We start from the raw sequence: 23,495 nt of genomic DNA on the forward strand, positions 1-23,495 counted from the left end.
CTTAACATGGAATACCAATTAACTCTTAACTGGCCCGACTTTCTTGAACGCCACTGGCAAAAACGCCCGGTGGTCTTAAAACGTGGGTTTAGCAACTTTATCGATCCGCTCTCGCCGGATGAGCTGGCGGGGCTGGCGATGGAAAGCGAAATCGACAGTCGTCTCGTTAGCCATCAGGATGGCAAATGGCAGGTCAGCCATGGCCCTTTCGAAAGCTACGATCATCTGGGTGAGAGCAACTGGTCGCTGCTGGTACAGGCGGTAAACCACTGGCATGAACCAACCGCCGCCTTGATGCGCCCGTTCCGCGCTCTGCCGGACTGGCGTATCGACGATTTGATGATCTCCTTTTCCGTTCCCGGCGGCGGCGTTGGCCCGCATCTGGATCAGTATGATGTGTTTATTATCCAGGGAACTGGTCGCCGTCGCTGGCGCGTGGGCGAAAAGCTGCAAATGCGTCAGCACTGCCCGCATCCCGACCTGTTACAAGTCGATCCGTTCGAGGCCATTATTGATGAAGAGCTGGAGCCGGGCGACATTCTGTATATTCCGCCAGGATTCCCGCATGAAGGCTATGCGCTGGAAAACGCCATGAACTATTCGGTCGGTTTTCGCGCGCCCAATAGCCGTGAGCTGATCAGCGGTTTTGCCGATTACGTCCTGCAACGGGAGTTGGGCAATACATACTACAGCGATCCGGATATGCCGTCCCGCAAGCATCCGGCGGATATCCTGCCGCAGGAGATGGATAAACTGCGTAATATGATGCTCGATTTGATCAATCAACCCGCGCATTTCCAACAGTGGCTTGGCGAGTTTCTCTCTCAGTCACGCCACGAACTGGATATTGCGCCGCCGGAGCCGCCGTATCAGCCTGATGAAATTTACGATGCCTTAAAGCAAGGCGAGGTATTAGTACGTCTCGGCGGGCTTCGCGTATTGCGTATCGGCGATGAGGTCTATGCGAATGGCGAAAAAATAGACTCTCCGCATCGCCCCGCTCTGGAGGCGCTCGCCAGTCATATTGCACTGACCGCTGAAAACTTCGGCGATGCGCTGGAAGACCCGTCCTTCCTCGCGATGCTGGCGGCGCTGGTGAATAGCGGATACTGGTTTTTCGAAGGATAAGAACATCGCAATGCCCGGCGACCGCCGGGCTGACGCAAACTATCCACAACGATCGCCGCCAGGTTTGGCGAAATCGTTATATTGCGGATCGCCCGGATAAATCGAGTGGGCCATTCGATGGCGAAATGACATTTGCCGATAGCGCCGCGCCAGTACGTTATCGCCAAGACCTTCGGCAATATTAGCCAGTTGCTGTAATCGTTCATACTGCATCTTTGCTGGATAAGCTACGGCATCAAGCGTAAAGGCGCGTTCCGCAAAGTCTTTTGCTTGTTCAAGCTGTTGATTATTCTGATAAAGCAGCGAAATACCATACAACACCATGGATACGTCGGACTGCCGACGTTTATATTCTTCCAGCAATGGGAGATAGAGGGAGGTACTGTCCAGGTCGATGTTTTCGGGCAAATAAAAGCGTAATCGTGATATTACCGTCGCCATTGGCGTTAAACGGCTCTGGTAATACGCGATAAGTTTAAGGTAGAGATCTTTCGCTTCCTTATAATGATGGCCCTGTGCATAAAAGCCAGCAAGATTATTGCTGTCAACCGTCATTTCGCCGAATTCGGCGCCATAAAGCGTTTGCTCAATTTTTAGCGCCTGACTTAGCGCATTAATCGCCTCGCTAATATGCCCTGCATTATAAGCAATATCCGCTTTCTGCTGCAAAAAAGAGGCGACGCGCTCACGATTATCCCAGGTTTTATCCCGTAAAATAACGTTCAGCCACTGCCGCTCCGTTGCGTCTATCTTCGCCAAATAATAGGCTTTACGCGCACTATCACATTCGACATCCCGCTCTTCCAGCGCATCAGAATAAGCATCGCGCATCCTGTTTAAGGTATAAACCAATGCTTCCGTCGATGCCTTTTTGTCTTTAAGACGCCACGTTAATGCCTGCTCTTGCCAGGCTATCCGCTGACGGTAATCAACCTTGATCTCGTATCGCCACTGCTCTGTAGGTGAATACTCTATATGGCGATCGTCACCGTAAACATAAAAGGCCGCCAGGTGTTCAAACATATCGGCCCGATCGCCCGGATAAGTGCCCGCCGAAAATGTTTTCATGATTGCCCGCGCTCGCAGCAGCATTTGCGGCGTTAACTCTGGTTTACCCAGCCATTGATAAATATCGCTTTGTAATAGCAGGCTACGAACAAGCTGTATTGAGCGTTTGCCATATTGCCGCGAGGCCAGCCTCACCGCATCATCAATAAACGTCATGCAGGTTTCATCGCCGGTCATAAAACATGCTGCAGATTGTTGCTGGCGCTGGGACCAGGAAGGCGTATATTCGGCGCTCCAGGCAGAAAAATTGATGGCGGAAAATATCCCGCCATAAATAATAAAACGCTTCACCACAATGCGTAACATTCGCTACTGGCCGCGCTTCGCCGTCAGCTCCGCGATACGTACAATCACCTGTACCGCTTTTTCCATCCCCTCCAGCGTCACAAACTCATGTTTACCATGATAGTTATATCCGCCGGTAAAGAGATTAGGACACGGCAAGCCCATAAACGACAGTTGCGCCCCGTCTGTACCGCCGCGAATCGGTTTCATCTCCGGCGTAATATGACAGTCGCGCATGGCCTGCTGGGCGATATCGAGAATATGCGGATGCTCAACCACTTTTTCGCGCATATTGTAATAACTGTCTTCAATCACCAGTTCGATATAGCAGTCCGGATGCAGCCCCTTACCGACTTTTTTGGCAATCTCCATCATTTTGCGTTTACGCGCTTCAAACTGCTTACGGTCGAAATCGCGAATGATGTAGTGCATTTCGGCCCGGTCAACGGTGCCTTTCATGCTGGCCAGATGATAAAACCCTTCGTAACCTTCAGTGGTTTCAGGCGCTTCATCCGCCGGCACTTCCGCGTGAATCCTCGCCGCCAACGACAGCGCATTGACCATCACACCTTTCGCCGTACCGGGATGCACGTTATTGCCGACGATTTTGATATTCACCGAGGCGGCATTGAAGTTTTCAAACTCCAGTTCGCCCACGCCGCCGCCGTCGACCGTATAGGCCCACTGCGCGCCAAACTCCTCAACATCGAAGTGCTTCGCGCCTTTCCCTACCTCTTCGTCAGGCGTAAACGCCACTTTAATGTCGCCGTGGGGAATAGGATTACCTTTCAGCACCGCCAGCGCGGTCATGATCTCCGCAACGCCGGCTTTATCGTCCGCGCCCAGCAATGTCTTACCATCGGTAGTAATCAGCGTCTGTCCCAGTAATTGATGCAGTATCGGGAACATCACGGGTGACAACACCTCATCGCCAATCCCTAATGCTATATCGCCGCCGCGATAATTCTCGACAATCTGCGGGTTAACGTTTTTACCGCTGAAATCCGGAGAGGTATCCACATGGGAGATAAAACCAATGGCGGGAATATCCCCCTCAACATTGGCCGGGAGCGTCGCCATCAACGTCCCTTTTTCACTTAATGTAATGTTAACCAGCCCCATCTCTTCGAGCTGCTGTTTGAGCAAACGTAGTAACTTCCACTGCCCCTCAGTGCTGGGAACCTGCCGAACACCCGACTTTGATTGGGTATCCAGCGATACGTAGTGTAAAAAACGCTCAAGTAGTTTATCCATGCAGTCACCCTCACTTTTCGTGACAACATTATTAATAAGCAAGAAAAGACAAATATTGCGTCAGGTCACTTTTATCCCTGCAAACAAGAATATTTCACTTTGACACGCTTTCTGACTATAAAGCTAAGTCAGTAATTCGCAACAAGGATTGGCGATCACAGTGGTTTGCCGTAGAATGACCGCCCTCATTAAGAGTGATTAAGGTGGTTAACCACAAACCCCGCAGCGGTCAGCCATCCGTTGCGTTTACATGGGACAGAGTAAGAAATTGAATAATCAACCGCGTTCGCTTTCACCGCTGGTGCTTTTGTCTGGAATTAGCAAAAGTTTCGATGGCAAAGAGGTCATTTCGCAACTGGATTTGACCATTAACAATGGCGAATTCCTCACGCTGCTTGGCCCTTCCGGCTGTGGTAAAACAACCGTTCTTCGCCTGATTGCCGGCCTGGAAACCGTTGATGCCGGGCATATCATGTTGGATAACCAGGATATCACCCACGTTCCCGCCGAAAATCGTTATGTGAACACCGTATTTCAAAGCTACGCTTTATTTCCGCATATGACGGTGTTTGAAAATGTCGCGTTTGGCTTACGGATGCAAAAAACGCCAGCCGCCGAGATAGCGCCTCGCGTGACCGATGCGCTGCGTATGGTGCAGCTTGAAGAGTTTGCACAACGTAAACCGCACCAGCTTTCCGGCGGACAGCAGCAGCGTGTGGCTATCGCTCGCGCGGTGGTGAATAAACCTCGCCTGTTATTACTGGATGAATCGCTCTCCGCGCTGGACTATAAATTGCGCAAACAAATGCAGAACGAGCTTAAAGCATTACAGCGTAAACTCGGTATCACGTTTGTTTTTGTCACTCACGATCAGGAAGAAGCGCTCACCATGTCCGATCGTATCGTGGTAATGCGTAATGGCGTGATTGAGCAAGACGGCACGCCGCGTGAAATCTATGAAGAGCCAAAAAACCTGTTTGTCGCCGGTTTTATCGGCGAAATTAACCGCTTTGACGCAACCGTCATTGAACGGCTTGATGAACAGCGCGTCCGCGCCAGCGTAGAAGGTCGGGAGTGCAATATATACGTCAATTTCGCTGTCGAACCGGGCCAAAAACTGAACGTCCTGCTGCGACCGGAAGATCTACGCGTCGAAGAGATCAACGATGATAACCACATCGAAGGGCTTATCGGCTACGTGCGCGAGCGCAATTATAAAGGTATGACGCTGGAGTCGGTGGTTGAACTGGAAAATGGCAAAATGGTGATGGTCAGCGAATTCTTCAACGAAGACGATCCTGACTTCGACCATTCTCTTGACCAAAAAATGGCCATTAGTTGGGTAGAAAGCTGGGAGGTCGTACTGGCTGATGAAGAACACAAGTAAATTCCAGAATGTAGTGATTGTCACTATCGTCGGTTGGCTTGTGTTATTTGTTTTTCTGCCCAACCTGATGATCATTGGCACCAGCTTTCTGACCCGTGACGACGCCAGTTTCGTCAAGATGGTCTTTACGCTGGATAACTACGCACGCCTGCTCGATCCGCTCTATTTTGAAGTGCTCCTGCACTCTCTGAATATGGCGCTGATCGCCACCCTCTCCTGCCTGGTGCTGGGCTATCCTTTTGCCTGGTTCCTGGCGAAGTTACCGGAAAAGATACGTCCGTTATTGCTGTTTTTGCTGATCGTTCCTTTCTGGACCAACTCACTGATCCGCATCTATGGGCTGAAAATATTCCTGAGCACTAAAGGCTATCTCAATGAATTCCTGCTGTGGCTGGGCGTGATTGATACGCCGATTCGCATCATGTTCACCCCGAGCGCCGTTATTATCGGCCTGGTTTACATTTTGCTGCCGTTTATGGTCATGCCGCTCTACTCCAGCATTGAGAAGCTCGACAAACCGCTACTGGAGGCCGCACGCGATCTCGGCGCCAGTAAAATGCAAACGTTCATCCGCATCATTATTCCATTAACCATGCCGGGCATTGTCGCCGGTTGCCTGCTCGTGATGCTACCGGCAATGGGCCTGTTCTACGTCTCCGATTTAATGGGTGGCGCGAAAAACCTGCTGATTGGTAACGTCATTAAGGTACAGTTCCTGAATATTCGCGACTGGCCGTTTGGCGCGGCGACCAGCATTACGCTGACCATTGTGATGGGACTCATGCTGTTGATTTACTGGCGGGCTTCCCGCTTATTGAATAAGAAGGTGAGTGATATAAGCGATTAATTGCGCAACGCTAACAAATCCACACGCATTCAGGCATGAAGTTTATTTAAGGGTAAACTTCATGCCTCCGGCATAAAAAACGCATGAAAGCAGTTGCCGCCAGTATTGCAAATCTACAGCATCATCCGCGCCAGGCCTTCTTTTATTTTTACCTGTAGCGACGCTATCACAGACAGTAATGCGTTTATACGCGAAGCTCTCAGGTTTTATACTGATTGCCAGTCTCTTTTAAAAATTATATTACATCCGATGCGCCCGCAGTGGAGATAGAAAGGGCCGATTTAATCAATTATGTAGTCATTTTTACTCCAGTATAAGTGAGATTAATATGCCGATTACTATAGGGAATGGTTTTTTAAAAAGTGAAATCCTTACCAACTCCCCAAGGAATACGAAAGAAGCATGGTGGAAAGTTTTATGGGAAAAAATTAAAGACTTCTTTTTTTCTACTGGCAAAGCAAAAGCGGACCGTTGTCTACATGAGATGTTGTTTGCCGATCGCACCCCCACACGAGAGCGGCTTACAGAGATTTTTTTTGAGTTAAAAGAGTTAGCCTGCGCATCACAAAGAGATAGATTTCAGGTTTATAATCCTAATGAAAATGATGACACTATTATTCTTCGCATCATGGATCAAAACGAAGAGAACGAATTGTTACGTATCACTCAAAATACCGATGCCTTTACCTGTGAAGTCATGGGGAATGCTTATTTTTTAATAAAAGATCGCCCCGATATTTTAAAACCGCATCCACAAATGACGGCCATGATTAATAGAAGATATAGCGAAATCGTAGATTACCCCCTCCCTTCGACATTATGTCTCAATCCTGCTGGCGCGCCGACATTATCGGTTCCATTAGACAACATAGAGGGGTATTTATATTCTGAATGGAGAAAAGGAAATTTAGATGAGTGGAAAACGCAAGAAAAGGTAACCTACCTGGCAGCGAAAATTCAGTCTGGGATTGAAAAGACAACGCGCATTTTACAGCATGCGAATATATCCGAAAGTACTCAGCAAAACGCATTTTTAGAAACAATGACGATGTGTGGCTTAAAACAGCTTGAAATACCACCACCGCATACCCACATACCTATTGAAAAAATGGTAGAAGAGGTTTTACTGGCGGATAAGACGTTTCAGGCGTTCCTCGTAACGGATCCCAGCGCCAGCCTAAGCATGTTAGCTGAGATAATCGAAGCCATCTCTGATCAGGTTTTTCACGCCATTTTTAGAATAAACCCCCAGGCTATACAAAAAATGGCGGAAGAACAGTTAACCACGCTACACGTTCGCTCAGAACAACAAAGCGGCTGTTTATGTTGTTTTTTATAAAATCAGACGACGCTTTCTCAAACGTCACGTTCAGGGTTTACTCACGTACTCCATGTTTGCCTACAGAGTAACCTCTTGCCTGGTGCAATAATGCCGCATATGACCGGATCGGATGAGAATAGTCATTTAAATGGCCTTTTTTTCCCGCTCGTCTGGCAATTTGTTGTAAAATTCGCGGCTTCAAGCGGCAGCTTGCTTCTTCCTGGCTGCTGATAACCGCGAGACGTTTTGGAGAGATTTTGGAGAAGAGAAAAAATTGATCATTTTCAATACTCTAAAAGCACCCCATCCTCTGAATAAGAAGGTGGAACTTGAATGATCGGTCGGCTGCTCCGTGGCGGTTTCATGACTGCCATCTATGCGTATCTGTATATTCCCATCATTATTCTGATTGTGAACTCCTTCAACAGTTCGCGGTTCGGCATTAACTGGCAGGGCTTTACCACTAAATGGTACGAACTCCTGGTCAATAACGACAGTCTGTTGCAGGCCGCTCAACATTCACTGACGATGGCGATTTTTTCAGCGACCTTCGCCACGTTGATTGGCTCGTTAACCGCGGTGGCGCTTTATCGCTACCGCTTTCGCGGGAAGCCATTCGTCAGCGGGATGCTGTTTGTAGTAATGATGTCGCCGGATATCGTGATGGCGATCTCCCTGCTGGTGCTGTTTATGTTACTCGGCATTCAACTGGGCTTTTGGTCGTTGCTGTTCTCGCACATCACCTTTAGCCTGCCGTTTGTGGTCGTCACGGTCTATTCGCGCCTGAAAGGCTTTGATGTCAGAATGCTGGAAGCCGCAAAAGACCTGGGGGCCAGTGAGGTAACGATTTTACGCAAAATCATTCTGCCGCTGGCGATGCCGGCGGTGGCGGCGGGCTGGTTGCTGAGCTTTACGTTGTCGATGGACGATGTCGTGGTCTCGTCGTTTGTCACCGGGCCGGGCTATGAAATTTTACCCTTAAAGATTTATTCCATGGTAAAAGTCGGCGTTTCACCAGAAGTGAACGCGCTGGCGACCGTTTTATTGGTGCTGTCTCTGGTAATGGTCATTGCCAGCCAGCTTATTGCTCGTGATAAAACCAAGGGCCGATAAGGCCCGTAATTCAGGGGACGTTAAATGAAAAAATGGTCACGCCACCTGCTCGCGGCGGGCGCCCTGGCGCTGGGTATGAGTGCCGCTCATGCCTCCGACAACGACACGCTCTATTTCTATAACTGGACTGAGTATGTACCGCCGGGCCTGCTGGAACAGTTCACTAAAGAGACCGGCATTAAGGTGATTTATTCGACCTACGAGTCGAACGAAACCATGTATGCCAAACTCAAAACCTATAAAGATGGCGCGTATGACCTGGTTGTTCCTTCTACATACTATGTCGACAAAATGCGCAAAGAAGGCATGATCCAGAAGATCGATAAGTCGAAATTAACCAATTTCCACAACCTCGATCCGGAAATGCTCAACAAACCGTTTGACCCCAACAACGATTATTCTGTTCCGTATATCTGGGGCGCAACGGCGATTGGCGTGAACAGCGATGCTATCGATCCAAAAACCATTACCAGCTGGGCTGACTTGTGGAAACCGGAATATAAAAACAGCCTGCTTTTAACCGACGATGCGCGAGAAGTCTTCCAGATGGCGCTGCGCAAGCTAGGTTATTCCGGTAACACTACCGATCCGAAAGAGATCGAAGCGGCATATGAAGAGTTGAAAAAACTGATGCCGAACGTAGCGGCCTTCAACTCCGATAATCCGGCGAATCCGTATATGGAAGGGGAAGTCAACCTGGGGATGGTGTGGAACGGTTCAGCCTTCGTTGCTCGTCAGGCTGGCACGCCGCTGGAGGTCGTCTGGCCGAAGGAAGGCGGTATTTTCTGGATGGATAGCCTGGCTATTCCGGCGAACGCGAAAAATAAAGAGGGCGCGCTGAAGCTAATCAACTTCCTGCTGCGTCCTGACGTCGCGAAAGAGGTGGCAGAAACCATCGGCTACCCTACCCCCAACCTGGCGGCGCGTAAGCTGTTAAGCCCGGAGGTCGCCAATGATAAGTCGCTCTATCCGGATGCGCAAACCATCAGCAAAGGCGAGTGGCAAAACGATGTCGGCGACGCCAGCGCCATTTATGAAGAGTATTATCAGAAGCTAAAAGCAGGACGCTAATTCAGCCAAAGCGCCTGTCGGGCCTACAGATGAACGTAACGTGAAATGTAGGCCGGATAAGGCGTTACCGGGCAAACAGCACTACAGCCCTTTCAGGAATTTATCAACAAATTCCGGCACAACCTGGCTTGCCGGGCCGTAGTGCTTCTCTTCAAACTCGCTGCCGACCTGGCTTGGCTCAAGATTCAGTTCCACCGTATGTGCGCCGTGCAGTTTTGCTTCATGCACAAAACCCGCAGCCGGATAGACATGACCGGATGTGCCAATGGCGATAAAAATATCCGCCATCGACAGCGCCATATAAATTTCATCCATGCCAAGCGGCATCTCGCCAAACCATACTACGTGCGGACGTAGCGGCGCCGGGAACTGGCAGCAGTGACATTTATCTTCCGGCATCACATCGCCGTTCCATTCCAGAATCTGGCCGCTTTGCGAACAGCGCACCTTCAACAGCTCGCCATGCATATGAATGATGTTGCGATTGCCCGCGCGTTCATGCAAATTGTCGATGTTTTGCGTCACCAGCAAAAAGCGATCGCCAAGCGCTTCTTCAAGCTTCGCTAACGCCAGATGCGCCGCATTGGGTTGTATTTCCGGCTGTTGAAGCTGCTGACGGCGGGCATTATAAAATGTCTGCACCAGACCCGGATTACGGGCGAATCCTTCCGGCGTCGCCACATCTTCAACCCGATGCTCTTCCCAAAGGCCATCCGCCGCGCGAAACGTACGAATACCAGACTCTGCAGAAATTCCTGCACCTGTAAGGACTAATACTCTTGGGTTTTCCATCATTTCCGGCACCACTCTGTCTCTGAAAAAGATCCGCTGGCGCAGACGTTCACGCAACAGACGTTTATTTTTACGAAAGCGGCTTAATCGATGAAACCGACGCGACTGCATAACAACCTCTTTTTTTGATTAGTCGGTAAGATGTAAAAAAGCAGCACCGCGCATCCCACCTGCATCCCCATGCCGCGCACGCTCAATGCGCGGCGCGCGGGCAACAGGGAGGAGATGGCGCGGCAGTCTTTCCGCCAGTTGCGTTGTTATTGCAGTAAAGTTCGATAGTCCGCCGCCGATCACCAATAAATCGGGATCGACAATCGTCAGTATATTCCCCAGACAAACCGCCAGTAAATCCAGATAGCGCTCAACATGCGCGTGCGCCTGCTCATCGCCCTGCTCCCACAACGCGATAATCTCCGGCGCCTGCAGCGATTGATCATAATAATGCTGATATAGCCACGCAAACCCGCGCCCGGACAGATAATTCTCAATGCAGCCCATCTGACCGCATCCACAACGGCGGAGAGGAAAATCAAACCCCATCAACGTTAGCGCGTCAACCGGCAAACGCATATGACCAAACTCGCCGGTGATATAGCTCTGACCGGTAATCGGCTTCCCGTTTAGCACCAGGCCGCCGCCGACGCCGGTGCCGAGGATAAGCCCCATAACAAAAGGATATTGCGTGAATTCATCATCCCAGGCTTCGGACAAGGCAAAACAGTTAGCGTCATTGTCCAGACGCACATCGCGATCCAGTCGGGCGCTGAGATCGGCGCGCAACGGCTTACCGCTGGCTGCCGGGACATTCGCGGCGTACAGCGTGCCGTCTTCGGTTTCCGGCATACCGGGTATGCCAATCCCTACCGACCCTTTTACGCCAAATCGCTGGTCGGCTTCCGCGACCAGTTCGCACACGGCGCCTAAAAAGGCGCTATAGCTGGTATGGGGCGTGGGAACCCGTTTTTCCCACTGTAGCCGCCGCGTTGAGTCAAATACGCCTAACGCAATCTTTGTTCCGCCAATGTCAAACCCGTAATACATCACCGCTCCTTGTTTTTATATTCCGCGATTACTGGCCGCTCAATACTCGCGCAGGGTCAATGTTGCTCGCCCGCCGCGCCGGATACCAGCTCGCCAGTAAGCTTAACAACAACGCCGTGACCAGTACGTAAACAACGTCCAGCCAATGTAATTCGGATGGCAGGAAGTCGATAAAATAGATATCGCCGGACAAAAACTGATGCCCGATCGCCTTTTCAATCCCATTAATAATGGCGGTAAGCTGAAGCGAAACGACAACGCCGATCGCCACGCCAATCAAGCTGCCCAGCAAGCCCGCCAGTAGTCCGTACCAGACGAAAATGGCACGAATCAAACCATCTTTCGCCCCCAGCGTTCTTAATACCGCAATGTCGCCGCTTTTGTCTTTTACCGCCATCACTAAGGTGGAAACGATATTAAAACAGGCCACGCCGATCACCAGAATCATCGCCAGATACATAATGGCTCGAATCATCTGGATATCGCGATACATATAGCCGTAGGTGCCGATCCAGCTCTTAATGTAGACATAGCTGTTAGTCACCTCACCCGCGTCACGCACCAGTTTGTTCGCATTAAACACGTCATGGACTTTAAGCGCGATACCGGAAACGCTGGACCCCATATCCAGATACTGCTGCGCATCCTCAAGCGGGATCATGGCGAAGCTGTGATCGAGCTGGCCGCTCAGTTGCAGAATCCCGATGACATGCAAACGCACGCGTTTGGGCTGGAGCAGCTTATGGTCGGCATTCGCATTGGGGATCATGATGGACACCCAGTCGCCCTGTTTCACGTTCAGCGCATCGGCGACACCTTTGCCGATAATGATCTGCTGTTCGCCCGCTTTGAAATGATCCCAGGCGTGATTTTGCACAAATGACGGTAACGCGCTAAGCTGCTGCTCTTGCTTAGGGTCGACGCCTTTAACCTGAATGGCGCGCAAATTCGCCCCGCTCTCTACCAGGCCGGTAAAATTGATATACGGCGCGGCGGCGGCAATGCCCGGCACCTTCTGCACTTTTGCCAGCGCTTCACGCCAGTTAGTCCACGGCTGATTGACCGCTTCAATCTCCCCGTGTGGAACCACCGCCAGAATACGGTTGTTCAACTCGCGTTCGAAACCGTTCATCGCGCTTAAACCGACAATCAATACCGCCACGCCCAGCGCGATACCGATGGTAGAAATGACGGAAATGAGCGAAACCATACCGCCGCGCCGCCGCCCACGGCTGAAGCGCAACCCAATTAATAATGATAAAGGCGACGCCATTACTCAGCCCCCATCAGGCTCAGTTCCGCCGTCAGGCGACCATCGCGCATCTCAAGCTGGCGGCTCATACGTTTCGCCAGTTGCAAATCGTGAGTCACCACCAGAAACGCGGTTCCCTGCAGACGATTTAACTCGCCCAGAAGCTCAAAAATACTGTCGGCATTACGCGCATCCAGATTACCGGTCGGCTCATCCGCCAGTACCAGACGCGGGTTATTCACCAACGCGCGCGCTATCGCGACACGCTGGCGCTCACCGCCGGAAAGTTCCGAAGGTCGATGGGTTGCGCGATGCTCCAGCCCTACGGCGTGCAGCATTTCTCGCGCCCGAGCGTCAATCTCCGCCGGTTTCTTTTTGCCAATTAATAATGGCATCGCCACGTTTTCCAGCGCCGTAAAATCCGGCAGGAGATGATGAAACTGATAGATAAACCCCAGTTTCTGGTTACGTAATTCCGCTTTTGCCGCAGAAGAGAGTTTGCTCATCGGCTGGCCGCTAAAAATCACATCGCCAGAGGTAGGCGTATCCAGCCCGCCTAACAGATGCAGCAACGTACTTTTACCCGAACCGGAACTGCCGACGATCGCCATCATTTCGCCTTCGCCGATACTGAAGCTGACATCGTGCAACACGTCGGTTTGTACGGTGCCTTCCTGATAGCGTTTGCACAGGTTGTCGCATTGCAACAGGATCTTATTCATAACGTAAAGCCTCAGCGGGTTGAGTGGCGGCAGCGCGCCAGGAAGGACAAAGCGTAGAAAGCAGCGCGATGGCCATTGCCACCAGCGCGATAACGATCACCTGTAATGGCTCTATCGCCACGGGCAACGCAGCGCCATCCAGAAACGCGCCGATGATCGGCATCAGGTTATTTAGTTGGCTGGCAAGCAATGCGCCCAGCGCGGCGCCCAACAGCGCGCCGATAATCCCGGCGCTGGCGCCCTGCACCATAAAGACCATCATAATTTGTCGCGGCGTCAGCCCTTGAGTTTGTAAAATCGCCACTTCGCCCTGCTTCTCCATGACCATCAGGCCCAACGAAGTAATAATGTTAAAAGCCGCGACCGCCACGATGAGACTCAGCAACAATCCCATCATGTTCTTTTCCATGCGCACAGCCTGGAACAACTCGCCTTTGCGTTCGCGCCAGTCCTGCCACTTCGTGCCTTGCGGCAGCGTCTGTTGGCTGAGGGTATCGACTTGCAGCGGTTCATCCAGCCACAGACGCCAGCCGGTAATATTGCCTGCCGGATAGCGCATTAAACGCGACGCGTCCTGAATATTGACCAGCATTTCATAGCCATCGACCTCGCTATTGGCGGCAAATGTGCCAATCACCGTAAACAGACGCTGGCTGGGCAGGCGTCCCATTGGCGTAAACTGGCTGGCAGATGGCACCATTAGCCGAATCTGATCGCCACGGTTGACCCCTAACTGTCCGGCGAGCTGCTCGCCGAGGATGACATTATACTTACCCGGCTGTAATTCGCTTTGCTTCACATTGACCAGATACGGCGTTAACGGATCTTTTTGCGCCGGATCGATACCCAACATCACGCCAACCGCAACGCTACGCGCGCTTTGCAGTACGACATCGCCCGTCGTCAGCGGCGCAATACGGTTAACGCCTTGCAGATTCACCGCTTTTTCCGGCATCTGACTCGGGTTAAGAGAACCATGTTCAGCAGAGAGGATGGCCTGAGGCATCAAACCAAGAATGTTATTTTGCAGTTCGCGCTCAAAACCGTTCATCACCGACAATACCGTGACCAGCGCCATCACCCCCAGGGTAATGCCGATAGTGGAAAGCCAGGAAACGAAGCGACCGAAGCGATCTGCTGCACGCCCGCGCATGTAACGCAGGCCGATGAATAGAGCGACAGGTTGATACATGTAATCCGTCTGGTTGCTGTTAGCAAAGTCCCGAGTATATAAGCGAAAGCGGAATGCGTAAATGTCTGAACCGTAAGAGTTCGTCAGCGTTATTCTGAAAAAGGCCGACAAATCAAGTCACTTACATGTTCATACTTTACCTGTTCGGCGCGTTATCCGGCGGATTCAATTTGCTAATAAACAACGATCGCGGATAATAAAGAACATTGCTTATCAGTCATATGCCCCTGAATACCTGAGTCCTTCATGCTGTCCCGGCGCGCAGCCAACCATGAAGCAGCCTGAAGGGTGACGCGTAGAGTGCGGCGTAAAACAAAAAGAGATACTGACAACCGTTATGCCTGAAAAACAACGTTACACGCTGCCGACAAAAGCGGACGATCAGCGCCAGTTGGGCGAACTTACCGGCGCCGCCTGCGCTACGCTGGTGGCGGAGATAGCCGAACGCCATGCCGGTCCGGTGGTACTCATAGCGCCTGACATGCAAAATGCTCTGCGATTGCATGATGAAATCCGCCAGTTTACCGATCAGATGGTCATGAACCTGGCGGACTGGGAAACGCTACCGTATGACAGCTTCTCCCCACATCAGGAAATTATCTCTTCGCGCCTGTCCACGCTCTACCAGTTGCCGTCGATGCAGCGCGGCGTCTTGATTGTACCGGTAAACACCCTGATGCAGCGCGTTTGTCCGCATAGCTATCTGCATGGTCATGCACTGGTGATGAAAAAAGGCCAGCGGCTGTCCCGCGACGCTCTGCGCGCGCAGCTTGACAGCGCCGGTTATCGGCATGTCGATCAGGTGATGGAGCATGGCGAATACGCGACGCGCGGCGCGCTGTTGGATCTCTTTCCGATGGGCAGCGAACAGCCTTATCGCCTCGACTTTTTTGATGATGAAATCGACAGCCTGCGTCTGTTTGACGCGGATACCCAGCGTACGCTGGAGGAGGTCGAGGCCATCAATTTGTTGCCCGCGCACGAATTTCCTACCGACAAAGCCGCTATTGAGCTTTTCCGTAGCCAGTGGCGCGATACCTTTGAGGTAAAACGCGACGCCGAGCACATCTATCAGCAGGTCAGCAAAGGCACCCTGCCCGCCGGGATCGAATACTGGCAGCCGCTCTTTTTCAGCGAACCGTTACCGCCATTATTTAGCTACTTCCCCGCCAATACTCTGGTGGTGAATACCGGCTCGCTGGAAACCAGCGCCGAACGCTTTCAGGCCGATACGCTGGCGCGTTTTGAAAATCGCGGCGTCGATCCTATGCGCCCGCTTTTGCCGCCGGAAGCCCTCTGGCTACGGGTAGATGAGCTCTTTTCCGAGCTTAAACGCTGGCCTCGCCTCCAGCTTAAAACCGACCATCTGCCGGAAAAAGCCGCCAATACCAATCTCGGTTTCCAGAAATTACCGGATTTGGCTATCCAGGCGCAGCAGAAAGCGCCGCTGGACGCGCTGCGTAAGTTCCTCGAATCTTTCAGCGGCCCGGTGATTTTTTCGGTGGAAAGCGAAGGACGCCGCGAAGCGCTGGGAGAGCTCCTGGCTCGCATAAAAATCGCGCCGAAGCGGATATTACGCCTGGACGAGGCGCAGGATGCGGGACGCTATCTGATGATTGGCGCCGCAGAACATGGTTTTATCGACACCCAACGCAATCTGGCTCTGATTTGTGAAAGCGATCTCCTGGGTGAGCGGGTTGCACGTCGCCGCCTGGATTCCCGTCGCACGATCAACCCGGATACGTTGATTCGTAACCTGGCGGAGCTCCACGTCGGTCAACCGGTAGTGCATCTGGAGCACGGCGTCGGGCGTTATGCCGGCATGACCACGCTGGAGGCTGGCAGCATCAAGGGTGAGTATCTGATGCTCACTTACGCCAATGACGCCAAACTGTATGTGCCGGTCTCCTCATTGCATCTGATTAGCCGCTATGCTGGCGGCGCGGAAGAAAGTGCGCCGCTGCATAAACTGGGCGGCGACGCCTGGTCGCGCGCCCGGCAGAAAGCGGCGGAAAAAGTGCGCGATGTCGCAGCGGAACTGTTGGATATTTATGCGCAACGGGCGGCAAAAGAGGGTTTTGCCTTTAAGCATGATCGTGAGCAATATCAGTTATTCTGCGACAGCTTCCCGTTTGAAACGACGCCCGATCAAGCACAGGCGATTAACGCCGTATTGAGCGATATGTGCCAACCGCTGGCGATGGACAGGCTGGTGTGCGGCGACGTCGGCTTCGGCAAAACCGAAGTGGCGATGCGCGCCGCGTTCCTGGCGGTGGAAAACCATAAACAGGTGGCGGTACTGGTGCCGACTACGCTGCTGGCGCAGCAACACTATGACAACTTCCGCGACCGTTTCGCCAACTGGCCGGTACGCATTGAGATGCTGTCCCGCTTTCGCAGCGCCAAAGAGCAGACGCAAATCCTGGCGGAAGCCGCCGAGGGTAAGATCGATATTCTGATCGGTACGCATAAACTGCTACAAAGCGATGTGAAGCTGCGCGACCTCGGCCTGCTGATTGTCGATGAAGAGCACCGTTTCGGCGTGCGCCACAAAGAGCGAATTAAGGCGATGCGCGCCGATGTCGATATTCTGACGCTCACGGCGACGCCGATCCCGCGGACGCTGAATATGGCGATGAGCGGTATGCGCGATCTCTCCATTATCGCCACCCCCCCTGCCCGTCGTCTGGCGGTAAAAACCTTTGTCCGCGAGTATGATAGCCTGGTAGTAAGGGAAGCGATTCTGCGTGAAATCCTGCGCGGCGGTCAGGTTTACTATTTGTACAATGACGTCGAAAATATTCAGAAAGCCGCAGAGCGGCTGGCGGAACTGGTGCCGGAAGCGCGAATCGCTATAGGCCACGGGCAGATGCGCGAACGTGAGCTGGAACGGGTCATGAACGATTTCCACCATCAACGTTTTAACGTGCTGGTGTGTACTACCATTATCGAAACGGGGATCGACATCCCCACCGCTAACACGATCATCATTGAACGCGCGGATCATTTCGGCCTCGCGCAGTTGCACCAGTTGCGTGGCCGCGTAGGGCGCTCGCACCACCAGGCCTACGCCTGGCTGTTGACGCCACATCCTAAGGCCATGACCACCGATGCGCAAAAACGGCTGGAGGCGATTGCGTCGCTGGAGGATTTAGGCGCCGGGTTTGCGCTGGCGACCCACGATCTGGAGATCCGCGGCGCAGGCGAACTGCTTGGCGAAGAGCAAAGCGGCTCAATGGAAACCATCGGCTTCTCACTCTACATGGAACTGCTGGAAAACGCCGTCGATGCGCTGAAAGCAGGCCGCGAACCCTCGCTGGAAGATCTCACCAGTCAGCAAACGGAAGTCGAGCTGCGAATGCCGTCGTTACTGCCGGATGATTTTATTCCGGATGTTAATACCCGACTGTCATTCTATAAACGCATTGCCAGCGCGAAGAACGAAAACGAGCTGGAAGAGATCAAAGTGGAATTGATCGATCGCTTCGGCCTGCTGCCCGATCCAGCGCGTAATCTGCTGGATATCGCCCGCCTGCGCCAACAGGCGCAAAAGCTCGGCATCCGAAAACTGGAGGGTAACGAGAAAGGCGGAACGATTGAGTTCGCCGAGAAAAACCACGTTGACCCTGCCTGGCTTATCGGGTTGCTGCAAAAACAACCGCAGCATTTCCGTCTGGATGGCCCGACGCGCCTCAAGTTTATTCAGGATTTAAGCGAACGTAAAACGCGTATAGACTGGGTACGCCAGTTCATGCAGCAACTGGAAGAAAACGCTATTGCATAAGCGTCAGGCCGGGCGTCATTACCCTGCGTCCGGCCTAATCTTTACAAATTCTTTGCACTTCCCTGCAGTTCCAGACACAGCCAGCCGCCATAATTCTTATTTCCTCTTTTATAAAAATAACCACATAATAATCATGGGTTTATTATAATGTTCAACAATACGCGACTCTCTCGCTGGTGGGCGTTGTTTGCGCTTACCGCGACCATCATGCTTGCCCTTCCCGCGCAGGCAAATACGTGGCCTCTTCCGCCCCCCGGCAGTCGACTGGTGGGAGAAAATAAATTCCATGTCGTTGAAGACGACGGCGGCTCGCTGGAGGCGATCGCCAAAAAATATAACGTGGGCTTTTTAGCCCTGTTACAGGCCAACCCCGGCATTGATCCTTACGTGCCACGCGCAGGCAGCGTGCTGACGATTCCGCTGCAAACGCTGCTACCGGACGCGCCACGTGAAGGTATCGTCATTAACCTCGCGGAATTACGGCTTTACTATTATCAACCGGGGAAAAATACGGTCACGGTCTACCCTATCGGGATTGGCCAACTGGGCGGCGATACCCTGACGCCAACGATGGTGACGACCATTTCGGATAAACGCGCCAATCCAACCTGGACGCCGACCGCCAATATTCGCGCCCGTTATAAAGCGCAAGGCATCGATCTCCCCGCCGTGGTGCCTGCCGGTCCCGATAACCCAATGGGGCATCACGCGATTCGTTTAGCGGCCTACGGCGGCGTCTATCTGTTACATGGCACGAATGCCGATTTTGGCATTGGTATGCGCGTCAGCTCCGGCTGTATCCGTCTGCGCGACGGTGATATAGAGACATTGTTCCGTCAGGTCACGCCGGGAACCAAAGTGAATATTATCAATACGCCGATTAAAGCCTCGGTGGAGCCAGGCGGCGTGCGACTGGTGGAAGTTCATCAGCCGCTGTCTAAAAATATAGGCGACGATCCGCAGGTGCTGCCGATTGTGCTGAATGGCCCGATGCAGACCTTTAAGGACGCGCCGCAGACCGACGCCGCGGTGATGGAACATGTTATGGAAGTGCGCTCCGGAATGCCGGTGGATGTAACCCGTCAATCAGAGGCGAAACCGCAGTCGCTGTAAGCGTGAATAGCTGACCGACAAAAAAGCCTCGCGATGCATCGCGAGGCTTTCTCTTTTTATTGTGGCAATCGCAGCGGCATTAATGAGGGTTAATGCTTACTTATAGATTACCGCCGTACCGTGAAGGGTATTCGGGCCGGTAACAGAGGTAATACGGAAAGACTTCGCCCCCATCTCCTGCGCTTTTTGCGCCAGCTGATCTTCCAGCGAGCCCAGATTCGTGCCGCCATTCGCGGAAATGGTGCCAAACTTCTGTTGACCTTCTGGCGTTGCCTGAACTTCAACGGCGGCGAAGCTGGCGAATGAGAGCGAACTCAGTACCACAGCAGCGATGAGGGTTTTTACGTTTTTCATAGTGATGACCTTTAGCAGATGAATGGGTGTCGTAAGCATTAACTTAACGATCGATAAGTTAATCATAGATGTGATCTACATCACACGTCAACTTCTTTTTATAATGATCGTTATATAATTTATAAAGATGTTATTTTTCATGTGAATAGAATTGATTTATTTTTCTAATGAATACTCTGGAGCCAGAAGTGGTTTGTTTTTATAATAGAGAGACCGCTCTTTAAACAGGTACAACGGCATCATGACAACGGATACCACGAGTTGCGCGAAGAAAAGCCGTGGCCGACCAAAAGTGTTCGACAGGGAAGCTGCGCTTGATAAGGCCATGACTCTCTTCTGGCAGCACGGCTATGAAGCAACTTCGCTTGCCGATCTCGTAGAGGCTACCGGGGCGAAAGCGCCTACTCTCTATGCGGAATTCACTAACAAAGAAGGATTATTTCGCGCTGTCCTGGATCGCTATATCACTCGCTTTGCCTCAAAGCACGAAGCCCAGCTCTTTTGTGAAGAGAAAAGCGTGGAATCGGCGCTGGAAGATTACTTCACAGAAATTGCCGCCTGCTTTACCAGTACGGACACGCCGGCTGGCTGCTTTATGATTAATACGTCCGCCACCCTGGCCGCCTCCTCGCGCGATATCGCTCGCACGGTAAAATCACGCCACGCCATGCAGGAACAGACGCTCATCCAGTTTTTGCGCCAACGTCAGGAGCGCGGTGAAATTCCGGCGCACTGTAACCCGCAGGCGCTCGCGGAATATATAAACTGTATTTTACAGGGAATGTCGATCAGCGCCCGCGAGGGAGCCACCTTCGAACAACTGATGCAAATTACGCGTACGACCCTGCGCATCTGGCCTGAACTGCTCAAGTCCTGAACGACGCGGCTTCGGATAAAAAAAGCCCCTCAGCCTGAGCGAATGAGGGGCTAACTTGCAGAGTACAGCTTTTTTATGCTTTGTTATCCAGAACCAGTTGACCATTGCCGTCGAGGGGAATTTGCGTTCCGGGGTCTTTATCCATGCGGATTTTGCCCTGCTGATCGCCAATTTTGTAGGTCACGTCGTAGCCAAGCATCTTTTCAGATTTGTCATACACCGTCTTACAGCGTTGCTGCGTGGTAGTATAAGTATCACTTTCCTGCATTGATCCCTGGATTTGATTGCCAGCATAACCGCCGCCCAGCGCCCCGACGACCGTCGCCACATCTTTACCACGACCGCCGCCAAATTGATGTCCAATCACGCCGCCTGCTACTGCGCCAAGCACCGAGCCGGCAATACGGTTTTCGTCCTGAACCGGTCTGCGATGCGTGACCGTGACATTACGGCACTCCTGACGCGGCGTTTTTACCGTCTCTTTAATCGGTTTAGCCGATATCACCTGCGCATATTGCGGACCACGATCAAATACGTTGAGACTGGCCACTGCCGCCACACCCAGCGCAGCCGCTACGCCAATCCCTATACCCGCCAACATTGATTTATTCACGGGAGTTCCTCCTTCGTTGCTATTGGTAACAATTTTGCAACCAGTATGCGAACAAAGCCAATCGGAATGAGGATGAAAAATGCGGGATGAGGCGGTAAAGCTGAAGGATTCGGACAACTCCGAAGCGAGTGATGGAGAAGCGCTCACCGGCGCGAGCAGCCGGTGAGGCGCAGAGAAATTAATGCAGTTTCAGGCGCGGACGAATGACGCGGTTGATACTGCCCACCAGCATCATCAGGCCAGTTTTAAAGTATCCATGCAGCGCTATCTGGTGCATACGGTATAGTGAGATATACACGAAGCGGGCGATACGTCCTTCAATCATCATTGAACCGCGTGTCAGGTTCCCCATCAGACTACCCACGGTAGAGAAGTTGGACAGAGAGACCAGCGAACCATGATCTTTATACTGGTAAGCTTTCAGCGGTTTGCCATTCATCTGCGCCAGAATGTTATTCATCGCGCAGGTAGCCATCTGATGCGCCGCCTGAGCGCGAGGCGGCACAAAACCTCCCTCCGGACGTGCGCAGGAAGCGCAGTCGCCAATCGCATAAATATCAGGATCGCGCGTGGTTTGCAGCGTCGGTTCCACCACCAGTTGGTTAATGCGGTTCGTTTCCAGACCCCCAATCTCTTTCATAAAATCTGGCGCTTTGATACCCGCCGCCCACACCATCAGATCGGCCTGAATATATTCACCTTCTTTCGTATGCAGACCGCCTTCGTCGGCGCTGGTGACCATAGTTTGCGTCAGCACGCGAACGCCCAGTTTGGTCAGTTCATTATGCGCGGCGCTGGAGATACGCGGCGGCAACGCAGGCAGAATACGCTCGCCAGCCTCAACCAATGTCACGTTCAGCGCGTCGTTGGTCAGCCCCTTATAACCATAGCTATGCAGCTGTTTTACCGCATTATGCAGTTCAGCCGACAGCTCAACCCCCGTCGCACCGCCGCCAACGATGGCGATATTGACCTTACCGTTCGCGCCCAGATTAGCCGAATACTTGAGGAACAGGTTCAGCATCTCCTGGTGAAAACGGCGCGCCTGATGCGGGTTATCGAGGAAGATACAGTGCTCTTTCACGCCCGGCGTGTTGAAATCATTAGAGGTGCTGCCCAGCGCCATCACCAGCGTGTCATACGCGATTTTGCGCTCCGGCACCAGCAGTTCGCCCTTTTCATCACGCAACTCGGCAATGGTGATGGTTTTCGCTTCGCGATCGATATCCATCACCGACCCCAGTTGGAACTGGAAACCATGATTACGCGCATGAGCCAGATAGCTCAGCGCATCCACGCCTTCGTCCAGAGAGCCAGTCGCCACTTCGTGCAGCAATGGTTTCCACAGATGGCTGTGATTTCTGTCTACCAGCGTGATTTTCGCTTTTTTCTTGCGCCCCAGTTTATGGCCTAACTGCGTCGCCATTTCCAGCCCGCCAGCGCCGCCGCCGACAATCACGATCTTTTTTAATGGTGTAGTCAACGTGACCCCCTTAAATTTATTAACCAATTGTTAATTAAACGTTATTAGTATAGCCTTTAATTAACAACAAGTTACGTTAATGAGAATAAGCTTCTGATATGAGAATAGCATGAACGGTGCATTGGTCATACCAAAATTGATGTGCATCAAGTTTTCATGCTGAAAAGATAGACAGCTTGCGAGAATTGAGCATAAAAAAACCAGCCGCAAGGCTGGTTATCCGGTCACTGATAACGCCATATTGCCGGGGGCGTTACCCCAGCGTTTTAAACGCTTTGATACGTTGCAAATGCGGCGAAATATTTTTGAATTTGTGAGTCTGTTCCTCATCCCACACAATTTCATAATACGGGTGAAGCGCTTGCGCTGAGCGTTGGCTGTCCAGCGCTTCGTCATGACGCGAGAGGATCACCAGACAACGATCGCGATTTTTTTCGCGAAAGTTGGTCACGCACTTTGTGGCGATGTCCGCATATTCTTCCGGGCGATCGATTTTCCCCTCCATGTTTTCATAGGGGAACAGGTTCGGGTTAAAAACCACCTGACGGATATCGCACAAAAAGCCAATCCGCTCCGCCCAGTAACCGCCCAGCCCCACGCCACAGATTAAAGGGCGCTCGTCCACATTCAACTGCAACATTTTGTCCACTTCTTTCAGCAGATGCTGCATATCGTGCTTAGGATGCCGCGTACTGTAGCTTACCAGCCGAACATCCGGGTCGATAAACTGTAATTGCAACACTTTTTCATGGTTGCCCGGACTATTTGAATCAAAACCGTGTAAATAAATAATCATCT

General features: G+C 52.1%; 20 protein-coding genes. 9 read left to right on the plus strand and 11 right to left on the minus strand.

What is annotated here, in order from left to right:
* The first annotated feature begins 6 nt into the window (after window positions 1-6).
* Window positions 7-1,128, plus strand: coding sequence for a [50S ribosomal protein L16]-arginine 3-hydroxylase (gene roxA, locus OLG56_RS12950; protein ID WP_000456514.1), 1,122 nt, complete (start codon window positions 7-9; stop codon window positions 1,126-1,128).
* Window positions 1,129-1,167: 39 nt separating this feature from the next.
* Here the strand turns inward: roxA and OLG56_RS12955 are convergent, their stop codons facing one another.
* Together OLG56_RS12955 and pepT are read right to left on the minus strand one after the other, a co-directional pair.
* The gene (locus OLG56_RS12955) at window positions 1,168-2,502 is read right to left on the minus strand and encodes a tetratricopeptide repeat protein (protein WP_079900473.1); all 1,335 of its coding nucleotides are present in this window, start codon (window positions 2,500-2,502) and stop codon (window positions 1,168-1,170) included.
* A 3-nt stretch (window positions 2,503-2,505) separates the two neighbouring features.
* Window positions 2,506-3,735 carry a peptidase T gene (gene pepT, locus OLG56_RS12960; RefSeq protein ID WP_079900474.1) on the minus strand — a complete coding sequence of 410 codons (1,230 nt, stop codon included), beginning with the start codon at window positions 3,733-3,735 and terminating at the stop codon, window positions 2,506-2,508.
* 250 nt (window positions 3,736-3,985) lie between these two features.
* Here pepT and potA point away from each other — a divergent pair, with 250 nt between their 5' ends.
* The 5 genes from potA to potD all read left to right on the plus strand — a co-directional run bounded on the left by potA (window position 3,986) and on the right by potD (window position 9,474).
* Entirely contained in the window at window positions 3,986-5,122 is a 1,137-nt protein-coding gene (gene potA, locus OLG56_RS12965; RefSeq protein ID WP_000531607.1) for a spermidine/putrescine ABC transporter ATP-binding protein PotA, read from the plus strand.
* Window positions 5,106-5,969 (plus strand): spermidine/putrescine ABC transporter permease PotB, encoded by an 864-nt coding sequence (gene potB / locus OLG56_RS12970; RefSeq protein WP_000799391.1) that lies wholly within the window; start codon window positions 5,106-5,108, stop codon window positions 5,967-5,969. The genes potA and potB overlap by 17 nt, the downstream gene beginning before the upstream one ends.
* A gap of 328 nt (window positions 5,970-6,297) precedes the next feature.
* Window positions 6,298-7,308 carry an SPI-2 type III secretion system effector SifA gene (gene sifA / locus OLG56_RS12975; protein WP_079900475.1) on the plus strand — a complete coding sequence of 337 codons (1,011 nt, stop codon included), beginning with the start codon at window positions 6,298-6,300 and terminating at the stop codon, window positions 7,306-7,308.
* A 315-nt stretch (window positions 7,309-7,623) separates the two neighbouring features.
* Window positions 7,624-8,403: a spermidine/putrescine ABC transporter permease PotC gene (gene potC / locus OLG56_RS12980; RefSeq protein WP_000580299.1), complete on the plus strand. Its 780-nt coding sequence runs from the start codon at window positions 7,624-7,626 to the stop codon at window positions 8,401-8,403.
* 24 nt (window positions 8,404-8,427) lie between these two features.
* A complete protein-coding gene (gene potD, locus OLG56_RS12985; protein ID WP_000759329.1) occupies window positions 8,428-9,474 on the plus strand; it encodes a spermidine/putrescine ABC transporter substrate-binding protein PotD in 1,047 nt (348 codons plus the stop codon).
* Between the two features lie 81 nt (window positions 9,475-9,555).
* Here potD and cobB read toward each other — a convergent pair whose 3' ends face one another.
* The 5 genes from cobB to lolC are packed head-to-tail and all read right to left on the minus strand — an operon-like array spanning window position 9,556 to window position 14,473.
* Entirely contained in the window at window positions 9,556-10,377 is an 822-nt protein-coding gene (gene cobB / locus OLG56_RS12990) for a Sir2 family NAD+-dependent deacetylase (protein WP_001191856.1), read from the minus strand.
* Window positions 10,378-10,395: 18 nt separating this feature from the next.
* A complete protein-coding gene (gene nagK / locus OLG56_RS12995; RefSeq protein WP_023229318.1) occupies window positions 10,396-11,307 on the minus strand; it encodes an N-acetylglucosamine kinase in 912 nt (303 codons plus the stop codon).
* Between the two features lie 28 nt (window positions 11,308-11,335).
* The gene (gene lolE, locus OLG56_RS13000; protein ID WP_000168091.1) at window positions 11,336-12,580 is read right to left on the minus strand and encodes a lipoprotein-releasing ABC transporter permease subunit LolE; all 1,245 of its coding nucleotides are present in this window, start codon (window positions 12,578-12,580) and stop codon (window positions 11,336-11,338) included.
* Window positions 12,580-13,281: a lipoprotein-releasing ABC transporter ATP-binding protein LolD gene (gene lolD / locus OLG56_RS13005; RefSeq protein WP_001033714.1), complete on the minus strand. Its 702-nt coding sequence runs from the start codon at window positions 13,279-13,281 to the stop codon at window positions 12,580-12,582. The genes lolE and lolD overlap by 1 nt, the downstream gene beginning before the upstream one ends.
* Window positions 13,274-14,473, minus strand: coding sequence for a lipoprotein-releasing ABC transporter permease subunit LolC (gene lolC, locus OLG56_RS13010; RefSeq protein ID WP_176202686.1), 1,200 nt, complete (start codon window positions 14,471-14,473; stop codon window positions 13,274-13,276). The genes lolD and lolC overlap by 8 nt, the downstream gene beginning before the upstream one ends.
* 337 nt (window positions 14,474-14,810) lie before the next feature.
* On the opposite strand from lolC, the gene mfd reads away from it, so the two are divergent.
* Both mfd and ldtC read left to right on the plus strand, forming a co-directional pair.
* Window positions 14,811-18,257 (plus strand): transcription-repair coupling factor, encoded by a 3,447-nt coding sequence (gene mfd / locus OLG56_RS13015; RefSeq protein ID WP_079980958.1) that lies wholly within the window; start codon window positions 14,811-14,813, stop codon window positions 18,255-18,257.
* A 147-nt stretch (window positions 18,258-18,404) separates the two neighbouring features.
* Window positions 18,405-19,370 carry a L,D-transpeptidase LdtC gene (ldtC, locus tag OLG56_RS13020; RefSeq protein ID WP_000482962.1) on the plus strand — a complete coding sequence of 322 codons (966 nt, stop codon included), beginning with the start codon at window positions 18,405-18,407 and terminating at the stop codon, window positions 19,368-19,370.
* Window positions 19,371-19,466: 96 nt separating this feature from the next.
* Here ldtC and bhsA read toward each other — a convergent pair whose 3' ends face one another.
* Window positions 19,467-19,724 carry a multiple stress resistance protein BhsA gene (gene bhsA / locus OLG56_RS13025; protein WP_000800161.1) on the minus strand — a complete coding sequence of 86 codons (258 nt, stop codon included), beginning with the start codon at window positions 19,722-19,724 and terminating at the stop codon, window positions 19,467-19,469.
* A gap of 241 nt (window positions 19,725-19,965) precedes the next feature.
* Here bhsA and comR point away from each other — a divergent pair, with 241 nt between their 5' ends.
* Window positions 19,966-20,601, plus strand: coding sequence for a TetR family copper-responsive transcriptional repressor ComR (comR, locus tag OLG56_RS13030; RefSeq protein ID WP_000205986.1), 636 nt, complete (start codon window positions 19,966-19,968; stop codon window positions 20,599-20,601).
* 73 nt (window positions 20,602-20,674) lie between these two features.
* On the opposite strand, the gene OLG56_RS13035 is transcribed toward comR, so the two are convergent.
* From OLG56_RS13035 to ycfP, 3 genes are all read right to left on the minus strand, one after another.
* Complete coding sequence (locus tag OLG56_RS13035) at window positions 20,675-21,214, minus strand: glycine zipper 2TM domain-containing protein (RefSeq protein WP_001043448.1); 540 nt, start codon at window positions 21,212-21,214, stop codon at window positions 20,675-20,677.
* Between the two features lie 178 nt (window positions 21,215-21,392).
* Complete coding sequence (gene ndh, locus OLG56_RS13040) at window positions 21,393-22,697, minus strand: NADH-quinone dehydrogenase (RefSeq protein WP_000211053.1); 1,305 nt, start codon at window positions 22,695-22,697, stop codon at window positions 21,393-21,395.
* 253 nt (window positions 22,698-22,950) lie between these two features.
* On the minus strand, window positions 22,951-23,493 hold the full coding sequence (gene ycfP / locus OLG56_RS13045) for an alpha/beta hydrolase YcfP (RefSeq protein ID WP_000587945.1): 543 nt from the start codon (window positions 23,491-23,493) through the stop codon (window positions 22,951-22,953).
* Window positions 23,494-23,495: the final 2 nt, after the last annotated feature.

It is taken from the genome of Salmonella sp. 2018103 (assembly GCF_026247685.1).
GTDB lineage: Bacteria > Pseudomonadota > Gammaproteobacteria > Enterobacterales > Enterobacteriaceae > Salmonella > Salmonella enterica.